We start from the raw sequence: 12,331 nt of genomic DNA, 5'->3' as shown, positions 1-12,331 counted from the left end.
GGTGCAACGCAACAATCTGCTAGGCGCTGCCGATGCTGAATATCAATGGTATCACGGTGCGCCTCGGTGGGCGCGCGATCCTCGACGGTGCGAGCGCGGCCCTGCCCCCCAAGAGCCGGGTCGGCCTGATCGGGCGCAATGGCGCGGGCAAGTCCACGCTGATGAAGGTGATGATCGGCCAGCTCGAACCCGATCTCGGCGAGATCGAGATGCCGCGCGGCACCCGCATCGGCTATATCGCGCAGGAAGCGCCGAGCGGCACCACCACCCCGATCGAAGCCGTGCTCGCCGCCGATACCGAGCGTGCGGCGCTGCTGAGCGAAGCCGAAACCTGCCAGGACCCCGATCGTCTCGGGGCCGTCTATGACCGGCTGACCGCGATCGACGCCTATACCGCCCCGGCGCGCGCCGCGCGCATTCTGGTCGGCCTCGGCTTTGACGAGGAAATGCAGGGCCGCCCGCTCGACAGCTATTCGGGCGGCTGGAAAATGCGCGTCGCGCTCGCCTCCTTGCTGTTTTCCGAACCCGATCTGCTGCTGCTCGACGAGCCCTCGAACCATCTCGATCTCGAAGCGACGCTGTGGCTCGAGAATTTCCTGAAAAGCTATCCGGCGATGATGGTCGTCATCAGCCATGAGCGCGATCTGCTCAACAACGTGGTCGACACCATCCTCCATCTCGAAGGCGGCAAGGTCCATCTCTACACCGGCGGCTACGACAGTTTCGAGCGCCAGCGGGCCGAGCGCGTCGCCCAGCTCGCCGCCGCCAAGGCCGCGCAGGATTCGCAACGCGCCAAATTGACCGAATATATCGCCAAGAACAGCGCCCGCGCCTCGACCGCCAAGCAGGCGCAGAGCCGCCAGAAGATGCTCGCCAAGATGCAACCGATCGCGTCGATGGCCGAAGATCCGACGCTGTCGTTCGAATTCCCGTCTCCTGAAGAACTGCGCCCGCCGCTGATCACGCTCGACATGGCGGCGGTCGGCTATGCCGACAAGCCGATCCTGCAGCGCCTCAACCTGCGGCTCGATCCCGATGATCGCGTCGCGCTGCTGGGCCGCAACGGCAACGGCAAGACCACGCTCGCGCGCCTGCTCGCCGCGCAATTGCCGACGATGGACGGCGCGATGACCGCCAGCGGCAAGATGCGCGTCGGCTATTTCACGCAGTATCAGGTCGAGGAACTCGACGGCGACGATACCCCGCTCGAACATATGACCCGCATGATGTCGGGCAAGACACCGGGTGCGGTGCGCGCGCAGCTCGGGCGCTTCGGCTTCTCGGTCGTCAAGGCGACGCAGAAGGTCGGCAAGCTCTCGGGCGGCGAACGCGCGCGCCTCGCGCTCGCGCTGATCACCCGCGACGCACCGCACATGCTGATCCTCGACGAACCGACCAACCACTTGGACGTCGATGCGCGCGAGGCGCTGGTCCAGGCGCTCAACGCCTATGACGGCGCGGTCATCCTGGTCAGCCACGATCGCCACATGGTCGAACTCACCGCCGACCGGCTGGTGCTGGTCGATGGCGGCACGGCGAAGGAATATGCCGGCAGCATGGAGGATTATATCACTTTCGTGCTGGCGGGTGACGGTGGTGGCGAAGGTGCCAAGACCAAGGCCGCCAAGAAGGACGACAAGCCGCAATTGAGCGCCGCCGCCGTCGCCCTGCAAAAGCGCGCGCATGAGGCCGAGGCGTTGGTCACCAAGCTGACCAAACAACGCGACGCGATCGACCGTGCGATGCTGGACCCGAGCACCGCCGAGGCCTGGCTCGCGCGGCTCACCCCGGCCGATTTGACCAAGCAGCACGCGCAGATTTCGAAGAAGCTCGAAGCGGCCGAAGCGGTATGGTTTGAGATCAGTGAAACGCTGGAGCTGGCCGCAGCGTAACAAAGATGGTGCGGGTGGTCGGGGTCGAACCGACACTCCTTGCGGAACGGGATTTTGAGTCCCGCGCGTCTACCAATTTCACCACACCCGCAGCGTGGACGGTGCTGTTAGCCGCGACCGCGCCGGACATCAACCCCACATGCGCACAAGCAGCACCAGCAAGACCACGCCAGCGCCGATTGCCAGACTCCAGACGGTAAACGACACGACGCCTTTCCCTGGCCTGCCATCCACCCCGGGTGGCGCATCGCGTTCCGGCAATCGCGCTGCCAAATGAGCGCGAACAGCCTCAGCGATCCACAGCTCGGTCAAGCCGACATGACGTGCATACGTGCGTGCGAAGCCGACCGCATAAAGCGGTGCGCGAAAGACCTCATAGTCGGCGCGCTCGATCGCATCGAGATGGCGTTCGGGGATGCGCGTGTGGCGCGACACGTCGCCGATCGAAATGCCCATCGCCTCGCGCGCGCTCCGCAAGGCCGCGCCGGGAAACGCCTCAACCCTGAAATCTGGCGCGCCGCCCCCCGCGACGATGTCCGTTTCAGCGTGCGATTCACCAAGCACGGCCATACAAATCCCCCACCCCAGCGGAATCGTTACGGCAGCGTATGAAATATCACATCTTATAGTTACCCAGTTTGATAAACATCCCATGCGTAGTTTGAGCAAATCGGGTAAGAGAGCATCTCCTATAGCAGCCGGGGGGCGATCGGATCGGTGCAACATCTGAGGTGGGAGGTAGCGGCGCGGCCCGGCAGCCGCATGGTCGGCCGGGTTGTCAGCCAGATGCAATTGGCGTGTGGACTCGATGTGGTCCGCGTCGTCGAGGAGCATCTTCAACGCAAAATCCCGTTCGATCGCGCCATTTTTCTGCTGATGATCTTGCGCGGCAGCAGTTGCCTTCGCGCCTTCTGCAATGGCCTCGCTTCGACCGCGCCGACCGCCATTGACGGCATTAGCATCAACGCGGTCGCCATGTCGCTCAATCGACCGTTTGAGACGGTCCGGCGGCATGTCCACGCGTTGATCAGCGACGGGCTTTGCCAGCGTGTCGATCATGGCGTGAGCGTTCGCAGCGAGATTTTGGCGCTGCCCGCCTTCGTGACAGTGTTGCGCCTCTTGCACGACCATATGGTCAGCGTCATCGAAGACCTGGCGCACATGGGCTTTCCCTTGCCGCCAAACCATGTCGACCGTTTCTATGATCCAAACGCGACCATTGCCGCGGCAATCGATCTGATACTGGCACCGTTCGACTATATTCGGGACTCGCATGCAAGCTGGCTTGAGCTCGTGGTCGTGCATAGCGTGGCAACCGCTAGCGCGAACAAGATTACGCGCGACCCGGAACTGAGCCGGCGCTACGGCGAGGCCTACACCGCCCCCCCCCAGGATTTGCGCGAGCCGATCGCGATCACCGCCCTCGCCCGAACCTTGCGGATGAGCTATTCAACCGTGCGGCGCGAGGTTGAAAGCGCGGTCGCCGCAGGCAAGCTGGTGCGTGCCGGACACGGCGTGCTGGCCTCCGATGCGTATCTGATATCCGACGTCATCGTCCAGGCCGGAGAACGCGCCACCGCGCACTGCGCGCATGTCCTGCGGCGGCTTGGCCCCGGCGGATTTCGGTTCGACAACCCAACGCACTGCTATCTCGACGGCAAGCCGGCATTCCTGACCTTCGACTGAGCGTTCGATCAGTTGCGCGGAGCCTGGCGGCGATAGCTGAGCGCCTCGGCAACATGGATGCGCCCGACCGTCTCGACCCCCGCCAAGTCGGCGATCGTCCGCGCGACGCGCAGGATGCGCGTATAGCCCCGCGCCGACAATCGCATCGCTTCCGATGCTTGTGCCAGCAACGTGCGCCCGGCGGCATCGGGGGTGGCAACGGCGTCGAGCAAGGCCCCATCCGCCTCGGCATTGGTGCGCACGGCGTGATCGGCATAGCGCGCCCTTTGTATCGCCCGCGCCGCCGCGACCCGCACCGCTACCTCCGCCGATCCTTCTCCCGGCGGCGGCAGCACAAGGTCGGCGGCGCTGACCGCCTGAACCTCGATATGCAGGTCGATGCGGTCGAGCAGCGGCCCCGACACCTTGGCCTGATAATCCGCCGCGCAACGCGGTGCGCGCGAACAGGCCAGCGCCGCATCCCCCAAATGCCCGCAGCGGCACGGGTTCATCGCCGCAATCAACTGCACCCGCGCCGGAAAGGTCACATGCGCATTGGCGCGCGCGACGCTGACCGTCCCCGTCTCCAGCGGCTGGCGCAGCGAATCGAGCACCGCGCGCTGGAATTCGGGTAGTTCGTCGAGGAACAATACGCCGAGATGCGCGAGGCTGACCTCGCCCGGCTTGACCTTCAACCCGCCGCCGACCAGCGCCGCCATCGACGCCGAATGATGCGGCGCGCGGTACGGCCGCGTCCGCGTCAGGCGGCCGCCGCTGAGCGTGCCCGCGACGCTCGCCACCATCGACACTTCCAGCGCCTCGCTCGCATCGAGCGGCGGCAGGATGCCCGGCAGGCACGACGCCATCAGCGATTTGCCCGCGCCCGGCGGCCCCACCATCAGCAGATTGTGCCCGCCCGCCGCCGCGATTTCGAGCGCGCGCTTGGCCGTCTCCTGCCCCTTCACCTGGCGCAGGTCGGGCCCGTGCCCGACATCCTCGGCATCGCCGGGCAACGGCGCGCTCAGCAGGCCGTGCCCCTTGAAATGGTTGATCAGCGACAAGATGTCGGGTGCGGCCAGCACCCCCTGCCCCGCCCAGGCCGCTTCCGACCCCTGCGCCGCCGGACACACCAGCCCCATGCCGCGTTCCGACGCATGCAGCGCCGCCAGCAGCACCCCCGGCGACGGCGCGATCCGCGCGTCGAGCCCAAGCTCGCCCACCACGACATACTCGCTCAGCGTCTCGGCATCGACCACGCCCATCGCGCCCAGCAGCGCCAGCGCGATCGGCAAATCGAAATGCGACCCTTCCTTGGGCAAGTCCGCCGGGGACAGGTTGACCACGATTCGCTTGGGCGGCAGCGCCAGCCCCATCGCCGCGATCGCCCCGCGCACGCGCTCGCGACTTTCCGCCACCGCCTTGTCGCCCAGCCCGACGACGTTGAAGGCGGGCAGCCCCGGGATCAGCTGCACCTGCACCTCGACCGCGCGCGCCTCGAGCCCGAGATACGCCACCGTCGATACGCTCGCTGCCATCTGTGATCCCCCCGGACGCACTTGAACCATAACGCGTTTTCCGGCGGAGGGAACCGGTGCCGATCGCCGTCTTGCACAAACAAGACACCGGCCCCACATGCCAGGAAGATGATCACTTCCCGCAATCCGCTTGTTCGCACCGGCCTTGTCTCGGGGGGCGTCGTCCTGGTGATTCTCTCGCCGATCGTCGGCGCGATTCCCGGCCCCGGCGGCATCTTCGTGTTCGCGGCGGGCCTCGCGCTGGTGCTGCAAAACTCGCACCGCGCGAAAAAGCATTTCGTCACCGCCAAGCGCCGCTGGCCCAAACTCGGCCATTATGCCGATATGGGTTTGCGCCGCCAAAGCGCCGCACGCCGCCGCGCGCGCGACCGTGACGCGCGCGAGGATGGCCCGCCCGCCAGCTTTCGCGCCCGCCTCGCCGAGATCCTCACCCCGCCGCCCAGCGATCGCACACGTTGACTTTCCGGCACGTCCTCGGTAAGCGCGCACCTTCAAGGCCGTCCTCGTGGCGGCCATTTTCTATTTCGACGTGCCCCGTGCAGAATTTTAGGGAATGAACGATGAAGCGGACCTTTCAGCCGAGCAATCTGGTGCGCGCACGCCGCCACGGGTTCCGCTCGCGCATGGCGACCCCGGGCGGTCGCAACGTGATTCGCGCTCGCCGCAACCGCGGCCGCAAGAAGCTCTCGGCGTAACCGTACCCGTCGGGCCTCCCGACCTACGGACGCTCACGCGCCGCGCGGATTTTCTCGCGGCGAATGCGGGCAAGCGCGCACCCATGCCGGGCTTCGTCCTGCAAGTGCGCGCCCGCGGTGATGGCGATCCCGCGATGCGGGTCGGCTACACCGTTACCAAGAAAATCGGCAACGCCGTGGTCCGCAACCGCATGAAACGGCGGTTGCGCGCCTTGGCGCGCGAACTGTTGCCCGAGAAGGGCGTGCCCGGCGCGGACCATGTGCTGATCGGCCGCAACGGCGGAATCGAGCGCGATTTCACCGCATTACGCGCCGAACTCACCAAAGCACTGGCGAAGGCGGCGCGGTGAGCGACCACTGCACTCCGTTCGTGCTGAGCGTGTCGAAGCACGCCTCGCAACAAGGATCGCCCTCCTTGGGGCGGGTGCCCTTCGACAGGGTCAGGGCGAACGGCCATATTGGCGCTTCGCCGTGCTGACTCGCCTCCTCATCCTGCTGGTACGCGGCTGGCAAATCGGCCCCTCGGCCGTATTGCCGCCTTCGTGCCGCTACACCCCAAGCTGTTCCGCCTATGCAATCACCGCGCTTCGCCGCTATGGCGCAGTGAAAGGCGGGTGGTTGGCAGCCAAGCGAATCGCGCGGTGCCATCCCTGGGGCGGGTACGGACCCGATCCAGTGCCCTGATCGAACGGAAGACACCCGCGTGAAAGAAGATACCCGGAATTTCATCCTGTTCGCGGTGCTGGCCGCGATCATTTTGCTCGGCGGCAATTTCCTGTCGGCGAAATTCTTTCCGCATGCCGCCCATCCGCCCGCGACCAAGATGGTCGACGGCAAGAGCGAGGTTGTCGCCGCCCCAACCGGTGGCCCGGCGGTAACCGACGCGACGCGCCTGCGCGATCTCGAGGTCGTCCGCCGCGAAACCCCGCGCGTGGCAATCCAGACCGCCGATCTGCAAGGCTCGATCAACCTGAAGGGCGCGCGGATCGATGATCTGACGCTGACCAAATACAAGCAGACGATCGACAAGAACTCCCCGCCGATCCGCTTGCTCTCGCCGCGCGGCACCAAGGATGCGTATTTCGCGGGCTTCGGCTGGAATGGCGACGGCGTCACCGTTCCCAATGGCGATACCGTCTTCACCGCCAACGGCACAACGCTGACCCCCAACACCCCGGTCACGCTCTACTGGGACAACAAGCAGGGCCAACGCTTCGCGCTGACCTTCGCGGTCGACGCCAAATATATGTTCACGGTGCGCCAGACCGTCGCCAATGCCGGCCCCGCGCCGATTTCGCTGCGCCCCTATGCGCTGGTCTCGCGCGCGGGCGTCGGCACCGAGGCCGATACCTGGACCAACCATATCGGCCCGATCGGCGTGTTCGACAAAGGCGCCACCTACGACATCACCTTCGACAATCTGAAGGGCAAGGAAGCGAGCTTCCTCGGCAAGATCTGGGGCAATTCGGCCAAAGCGGGTGAGAATTTCTTCAACTCGACCGGCGGCTGGCTCGGCTTCGGCGACAAATATTTCCTCGCCGCCGTCATCCCCGATCACGGCGCACCGGTGCGTGCGGGCTTCCACGCCGCCACCGGCGACGTGTTCCAGGGCGATTTCACGCTCGCCCCGCGCGTCGTCGCGCCCGGCAAGGCGCTCGTCTCGACCGCCAAATTCTTCGCCGGTGCCAAGGAAACCAACACGCTCGACCGCTATGAGGACCGCCTCGGCATCCAGCATTTCGGCAAGGCGATCGATTGGGGCTGGTTCGAGATCGTCGAAAAGCCGATCTTCAAATATCTCGACTGGTTGTTCCGCATGATCGGCAACTTCGGTGTCGCGATCATCCTGCTCACCGTCACCATCCGCACGCTGATCTTCCCCGTCGCGCAGCGTCAGTTCGCCTCGATGGCCGCGATGAAGGCGATCCAGCCCAAGATGAAGGCGATCCAGGAGAAATACAAAGACGACAAGGCCCGCGCGCAGCAGGAAGTGATGGCGCTGTACAAGGCCGAGAAGGTCAACCCGCTCGCGGGCTGCCTGCCGACCTTGATCCAGATCCCGATCATGTATTCGCTGTACAAGGTGCTGCTGCTGACGATCGAAATGCGGCATCAGCCGTTCGTCGGCTGGATCCACGATCTGTCGGCACCCGATCCGGCGACGATCCTCAACCTGTTCGGCTATCTGCCTTACCATCTGCCGTCCTTCCTCGCGATCGGCGTGGTGCCGGTGCTGCTCGGCGTATCGATGTTCTTCCAGTTCAAGCTGAACCCGGCCCCGATGGACGAAGCGCAAAAGCAGGTCTTCGCGATCATGCCGTGGATGCTGATGTTCGTAATGGCCCCGTTCGCGGTCGGCCTGCAGGTCTACTGGATCACCTCCAACCTGTGGACCGTCGCGCAGCAGCGCCTGCTCTACGCCCGCCATCCCGGGCTGAAAGAACCGGCGGTGAAGAAGTGAGTTTCGACCCCGAAGACGTCGAAGCCGCGCGCAAGCTCTTCGCCGGCCCGATCGCGTTCCTCAAATCGGCCCCGACGATCGAGTTCCTGCCCGATGCGGTGGTGCCCGAAGTCGCCTTTGCCGGGCGCTCCAACGTCGGCAAATCGTCGCTGCTCAACGCGCTCACCGGGCGCAATGCGCTCGCGCGCACCTCGAACACGCCAGGCCGCACGCAGGAATTGAACTTCTTCGACGTCGGCAACCCGCTGGCGTTCCGCTTGGTCGACATGCCCGGCTATGGCTTTGCCAAAGCGCCCAAGGACATGGTCAAGAAGTGGCGCTTCATGGTCAATGATTTCCTGCGCGGGCGCGACGTGCTCAAGCGGGCGCTGGTGCTGATCGACGCGCGCCACGGCATCAAGGATGTCGACCGCGACATTCTGGAGATGCTCGACAAGGCGGCGGTCAGCTACCGCATGGTCATCACCAAGGCCGACAAGATCAAGGCGAGCGAACTGGCCGAGGTCACCCAGGCCACCGCCGACGAAGCGCGCAAGCGCCCGGCGGCGCACCCCGAGATTTTGGTAACGTCGAGCGAAACCGGCCTCGGCATCCCCGAACTGCGCGCAGCGGTGATCGAGGCGGTCACCAGCTAAGCGGGGTTTCGCGCCACGTTGGCGATCGCGCGCATCTGCGCTACATCAACGCCATGACTCGTCCGATGCGCCCCGCTTTGCTGCTCATCTCCGCCGTCGCGGGTTTCCCGACGGCAGGCTTCGCCCAGCAGCAACCGGCGGCACCGACCGCCCCGGCTCCCGCAACGACGCAGCCCTCCAACGACACGATCCGCCTGTCCGATAAAGAGCGCGACGCGATCCTGAACAGCAACACCGCCGAAAGCGCCGCCGCCGCGCGCGGGGAACGCCTTGGCCCCAGCAGCGGCGGCCCCGGCATTCATGGCGAAATCGGCGCGATGATCGGATCGAACGGCATGCGCGGCGTCTATGGCACCGCCGCGATCCCGCTCGGCGACAATGCCGGTGCCGTCGTTTCCTTCGAGAGCAGCCACTATAACTGGCCCCGCCGCACGCGCTGACCGGCCTCAGTCGGCGGTACCCCGACTTGTGCGCAACAGTGATTGAGGTTGGGTCCTAAGACAATTCGGCGTCAAAGCCACGGATGGCTAACGGTATTGAAAAGCCCGCGATTGATTAGTAAAATTGCTTGCTAATCAATCCTAGGCTAGCAAAATAGGATTTTGCGTGCGAGGTATATTTGAGAGGCGGGGAAGCCTGCAGGGGAACAGGCTCACATGATCGGAATGCCAATCGGTTTTTTGATTGGAATTTTGACCGGTACGATATTTCTCGTGCTTTTGAAGACAGTTCATGGAGCCAGAATTGCTAATACAGCCTCCGTGGTCGCGCTGGTTTCCGAAATATCCGCTATTCCGACGTGCTGGTTCGGCGGACCATGGCTGACAACGTCGTTATTGAAGCTAGTTGCTTTGCCGGACATGATTAACGCATATATCATCTCGCTTGCAGCGACCTTTGGTGTATTCGTCGCATTTCCGCTGTTCAGGTGGATTGGACAAACAGCAACGGCCCTAGGAAAGGAGACATAATGTTTGATCCTCTTTCCGATATTGCCAAAAATGCCCTTCTTGCTGTGAGCGGATCGCTCGTAGGCTTAATGGCTCTGTGGGTATCCCTCGAGACGATCCTTTTTCTAAAAAGAAATCGAAAAAGCATATGGAAAGTCGCAGAAAGAATATCATTCCCCTTCTTATCAAGTTTCGTCAATTTACTTACAGTATCGTATGTCATAGCAGCTGCTCACGCGCTACAAGTCGACGTAAATGTACTTCTGTCGGGCTTGACAACTATTTTATCAAGTAACCTTTTTTGGTTTAGTGCTGGCGGCATGTTTGGGTTAGCTTTATCCTCCGCAGGTAAAAATTGGTTGCAAGCCCGTCGCCACCAAAGGGAAAGCGCCGACGGCAGGTCAGCTCCAGTGCAAATGAATTAAATGTTAAATAGAGTTTTCGACCGCCATTGGAAAATCGCGTGTAGCCTCAAACCTCGATATACCGCGCCGCATAGTCCACCGGAAAATTGACCGATCGCGCGATGAAGCAATGCGCGTGGATCCGCCCATGGATCGCATCCGCCACCGCCAGATCGCTCCCCTGGGCCAGCTCGATCCGGGGCCGCAGCACCGCCTTGATGAAGCGCCCCGTGCCATCGGGCGCGCTTTCGCCGATGCCGAGCGGATCGTCGGTATAGCCCGTCACCACCACCCCGGCGACGCTCGCCAGATGCAGATACCACAGCATGTGGCAGCCCGAGAGCGTCGCCAGCAGCAAGTCCTCGGGGTTGGGCAGGCCGGGATCGCCACCCAATAACGGATCGTTCGAGCAGTCGATCACCGGCTTGCCCGGCGTCACGATCTGCCACGTCCGGTCATAGCTCCGATACTGCCGCGTCCCCTCGCCGCGATTGCCGGTCCAGGCGATCCGCGCGGTGTAGGGGTGCTCGGCCATATTACCCCTCGATGATATGCGGCACGAAGCGTGCGGTGTTGCCGGTGATCGGCCCATCCTCGCGAATACCCAGTCCGGCGGGCGCGCCATCGACGATCCACGCCCCCAGCACCGGGCGCTGCTCGCCGCTGCCGGGCAGATCGTACAGCGCCTGATAGACGAAGCCTTCCTCGCCATAATCGCCGCCGGTCTCGGCCAGCGTCGCGCCGCCTTTGACCAAAGTGACATTCGCCCCTTCGCGCGCCAGCAACGGCTTGCGCACGTAATCGCCCGCCAGCGGCACCCGCCGCGTCTCCAGCAAATTGGGATGCCCCGGATACAGCTCCCACAACACCGCCAGGATCGCCTTGTTGCTCCACAGCATCTTCCAGATCGGCTCGATCCACAAAGTGCTGCTCAGGCTCTCGAGCAGATCGCGTCCGAACGGCTCGTTCACCAGCCATTCCCACGGATAGAGATGGAAGATCGCGTCGATCGGTGCGTTGTCGAGATCGACGAAGCGCCGCCCGGCGCTGTCCCAGCCCAGATCCTTCAGCTCGATCAGCCGCGTATCGATCCCCGCCGCGCGCGCGGTATCGGCGAGGTAAGCGGTGGTGACGCTGTCCTCGCCCGCCGCATCCGCGACATGCGCCAGATACAGCGCGCTGCTCCCCGGCGGCGGCGCGATGTCGCGCCATTTGGCGATCAGCGCCTCGTGCAGGCTGTTATACTGGTCGTGGCTTGGGAAGACCGCTTCCTTCCAGTCCCACTGCACCACCGCCGCCTCGATCAGCGAAGTCGGCGTATCGCAATTGAACTCGAACAATTTGGGCGGGCCGGAGCCGTCATAGCCGAGGTCGAACCGCCCGAAATTGAGCGCCGGCGGCTCGGCATTCCAGGAATCGTAAATGGCATTGTGGCAGAAAGCGGGAATGCCGAAATCGCCGAGCAATTCGCGGTCGAGCACATGCTGCCCGGCAGCGAGAAACATCTCATACAGCTCGGCACTGGCGCGCTCGATCGTCTCGATCTCGGCCAGCGTGAAGCGATAGCAGGCGCTTTCGTCCCAATAGGGCTGGCCGCCGACGCTGTGCCAGACCAGCCCAAGCGCCTCGACCCGTGTTTGCCAGTCGCGGCGCGGGCTGCAATCGGTGCGGCGCATCTACTCGCCCGCCCCGCCGCCAAAGCCGCGCGCGCTCATTCCAAAGCCGCCGCGAGACACGGTCGCCGAGGAAGCGCGCGCATAACCGACGCCCGCGCGCGGGCTGGTATAGCCGCCCGAAAGCGCCTGCCCCGGCTGCGGCACCGCGCTGCCGCGCGACAGGAAATACCAGGCCGCCCCACCACCACCATGCCCGCCGCCACTGCGCACGCAATTGGCATCGTCGGTGCGCAGGCCCGCCGCATCGCGGCACACCGCAACATCCGACCTGGCGACATCGGCCGACGGGCTGCACGCCCCCGCCAGCAACGCCGTCGCCACCGCGCTGGTGATCGGCAGCAATCGTGCGTCAAACTTCCGGCTGGCCATCGTCTGCTCTCTCCCCAAATCCTCGCCGCTTCTACCGCCGGTTCGGTTG

The 12,331-nt window shown here is 64.3% G+C and carries 15 protein-coding genes, 1 tRNA gene and 1 pseudogene; 11 read left to right on the top strand and 6 right to left on the bottom strand.

Annotated features, from left to right (window positions below; genetic code table 11):
* Positions 1-32 precede the first annotated feature (32 nt).
* Positions 33-1,892 carry an ABC-F family ATP-binding cassette domain-containing protein gene (locus H4W01_RS04250; protein ID WP_209610030.1) on the top strand — a complete coding sequence of 620 codons (1,860 nt, stop codon included), beginning with the start codon at positions 33-35 and terminating at the stop codon, positions 1,890-1,892.
* Positions 1,893-1,898: 6 nt separating this feature from the next.
* On the opposite strand, the gene H4W01_RS04245 is transcribed toward H4W01_RS04250, so the two are convergent.
* Together H4W01_RS04245 and H4W01_RS04240 are read right to left on the bottom strand one after the other, a co-directional pair.
* Positions 1,899-1,983, bottom strand: a tRNA-Leu gene (locus H4W01_RS04245).
* 38 nt (positions 1,984-2,021) lie between these two features.
* A complete protein-coding gene (locus H4W01_RS04240; RefSeq protein WP_209610029.1) occupies positions 2,022-2,951 on the bottom strand; it encodes a helix-turn-helix domain-containing protein in 930 nt (309 codons plus the stop codon).
* 3 nt (positions 2,952-2,954) lie between these two features.
* Between H4W01_RS04240 and H4W01_RS04235 the strand changes: the two genes are divergently transcribed.
* Positions 2,955-3,578, top strand: coding sequence for a hypothetical protein (locus H4W01_RS04235; RefSeq protein ID WP_169313344.1), 624 nt, complete (start codon positions 2,955-2,957; stop codon positions 3,576-3,578).
* 8 nt (positions 3,579-3,586) lie between these two features.
* Here H4W01_RS04235 and H4W01_RS04230 read toward each other — a convergent pair whose 3' ends face one another.
* The gene (locus H4W01_RS04230; protein ID WP_209610028.1) at positions 3,587-5,092 is read right to left on the bottom strand and encodes a YifB family Mg chelatase-like AAA ATPase; all 1,506 of its coding nucleotides are present in this window, start codon (positions 5,090-5,092) and stop codon (positions 3,587-3,589) included.
* 108 nt (positions 5,093-5,200) lie between these two features.
* Between H4W01_RS04230 and H4W01_RS04225 the strand changes: the two genes are divergently transcribed.
* The 9 genes and pseudogenes from H4W01_RS04225 (at position 5,201) to H4W01_RS04185 (ending at position 10,258) form a co-directional block, all read left to right on the top strand.
* Complete coding sequence (locus tag H4W01_RS04225; RefSeq protein ID WP_209610027.1) at positions 5,201-5,551, top strand: hypothetical protein; 351 nt, start codon at positions 5,201-5,203, stop codon at positions 5,549-5,551.
* Between the two features lie 101 nt (positions 5,552-5,652).
* A complete protein-coding gene (gene rpmH, locus H4W01_RS04220) occupies positions 5,653-5,787 on the top strand; it encodes a 50S ribosomal protein L34 (RefSeq protein WP_010162954.1) in 135 nt (44 codons plus the stop codon).
* 38 nt (positions 5,788-5,825) lie between these two features.
* Positions 5,826-6,137 (top strand): annotated as a pseudogene (gene rnpA / locus H4W01_RS04215) (ribonuclease P protein component); the annotation flags it as partial.
* A 121-nt stretch (positions 6,138-6,258) separates the two neighbouring features.
* Entirely contained in the window at positions 6,259-6,471 is a 213-nt protein-coding gene (gene yidD / locus H4W01_RS04210) for a membrane protein insertion efficiency factor YidD (RefSeq protein ID WP_010407690.1), read from the top strand.
* Positions 6,472-6,490: 19 nt separating this feature from the next.
* On the top strand, positions 6,491-8,248 hold the full coding sequence (gene yidC, locus H4W01_RS04205) for a membrane protein insertase YidC (RefSeq protein ID WP_209610026.1): 1,758 nt from the start codon (positions 6,491-6,493) through the stop codon (positions 8,246-8,248).
* Positions 8,245-8,883 carry a ribosome biogenesis GTP-binding protein YihA/YsxC gene (gene yihA / locus H4W01_RS04200; RefSeq protein ID WP_209610025.1) on the top strand — a complete coding sequence of 213 codons (639 nt, stop codon included), beginning with the start codon at positions 8,245-8,247 and terminating at the stop codon, positions 8,881-8,883. Before yidC ends, yihA begins: the two co-directional genes overlap by 4 nt.
* Before the next feature lie 53 nt (positions 8,884-8,936).
* Positions 8,937-9,323: a hypothetical protein gene (locus H4W01_RS04195; RefSeq protein WP_334685142.1), complete on the top strand. Its 387-nt coding sequence runs from the start codon at positions 8,937-8,939 to the stop codon at positions 9,321-9,323.
* A 216-nt stretch (positions 9,324-9,539) separates the two neighbouring features.
* Positions 9,540-9,854 (top strand): hypothetical protein, encoded by a 315-nt coding sequence (locus tag H4W01_RS04190; RefSeq protein ID WP_209610024.1) that lies wholly within the window; start codon positions 9,540-9,542, stop codon positions 9,852-9,854.
* Positions 9,854-10,258, top strand: coding sequence for a hypothetical protein (locus tag H4W01_RS04185; protein WP_209610023.1), 405 nt, complete (start codon positions 9,854-9,856; stop codon positions 10,256-10,258). The genes H4W01_RS04190 and H4W01_RS04185 overlap by 1 nt, the downstream gene beginning before the upstream one ends.
* A 46-nt stretch (positions 10,259-10,304) precedes the next feature.
* On the opposite strand, the gene H4W01_RS04180 is transcribed toward H4W01_RS04185, so the two are convergent.
* From H4W01_RS04180 to H4W01_RS04170, 3 genes are read right to left on the bottom strand one after another with little or no spacing between them, the layout of a single operon-like run.
* Entirely contained in the window at positions 10,305-10,772 is a 468-nt protein-coding gene (locus tag H4W01_RS04180) for an OsmC family protein (RefSeq protein ID WP_209610022.1), read from the bottom strand.
* A gap of 1 nt (position 10,773) precedes the next feature.
* Positions 10,774-11,913: a glutathionylspermidine synthase family protein gene (locus tag H4W01_RS04175; RefSeq protein WP_209610021.1), complete on the bottom strand. Its 1,140-nt coding sequence runs from the start codon at positions 11,911-11,913 to the stop codon at positions 10,774-10,776.
* On the bottom strand, positions 11,914-12,282 hold the full coding sequence (locus tag H4W01_RS04170; protein ID WP_209610020.1) for a hypothetical protein: 369 nt from the start codon (positions 12,280-12,282) through the stop codon (positions 11,914-11,916).
* Positions 12,283-12,331 lie beyond the last annotated feature (49 nt).

The sequence above is a fragment of the Sphingomonas sp. PL20 genome, assembly GCF_017875905.1.
Taxonomy (GTDB): Bacteria; Pseudomonadota; Alphaproteobacteria; order Sphingomonadales; family Sphingomonadaceae; genus Sphingomonas; species Sphingomonas echinoides.
The sequence above is the reverse complement of the archived record's forward strand: the minus strand, read 5'-3'. Positions and strand labels throughout refer to the sequence as shown.

Coding starts and splice junctions, on each gene's coding strand:
- H4W01_RS04190 (WP_209610024.1), top strand. CDS start 9,540: ATGATCGGAATGCCAATCGGTTTTTTGATTGGAATTTTGACCGGTACG.
- H4W01_RS04195 (WP_334685142.1), top strand. CDS start 8,937: ATGACTCGTCCGATGCGCCCCGCTTTGCTGCTCATCTCCGCCGTCGCG.
- H4W01_RS04175 (WP_209610021.1), bottom strand. CDS start 11,913: ATGCGCCGCACCGATTGCAGCCCGCGCCGCGACTGGCAAACACGGGTC.
- H4W01_RS04185 (WP_209610023.1), top strand. CDS start 9,854: ATGTTTGATCCTCTTTCCGATATTGCCAAAAATGCCCTTCTTGCTGTG.
- rpmH (WP_010162954.1), top strand. CDS start 5,653: ATGAAGCGGACCTTTCAGCCGAGCAATCTGGTGCGCGCACGCCGCCAC.
- H4W01_RS04225 (WP_209610027.1), top strand. CDS start 5,201: ATGATCACTTCCCGCAATCCGCTTGTTCGCACCGGCCTTGTCTCGGGG.
- H4W01_RS04240 (WP_209610029.1), bottom strand. CDS start 2,951: ATGATCGACACGCTGGCAAAGCCCGTCGCTGATCAACGCGTGGACATG.
- H4W01_RS04230 (WP_209610028.1), bottom strand. CDS start 5,092: ATGGCAGCGAGCGTATCGACGGTGGCGTATCTCGGGCTCGAGGCGCGC.
- H4W01_RS04250 (WP_209610030.1), top strand. CDS start 33: ATGCTGAATATCAATGGTATCACGGTGCGCCTCGGTGGGCGCGCGATC.
- H4W01_RS04180 (WP_209610022.1), bottom strand. CDS start 10,772: ATGGCCGAGCACCCCTACACCGCGCGGATCGCCTGGACCGGCAATCGC.
- H4W01_RS04170 (WP_209610020.1), bottom strand. CDS start 12,282: ATGGCCAGCCGGAAGTTTGACGCACGATTGCTGCCGATCACCAGCGCG.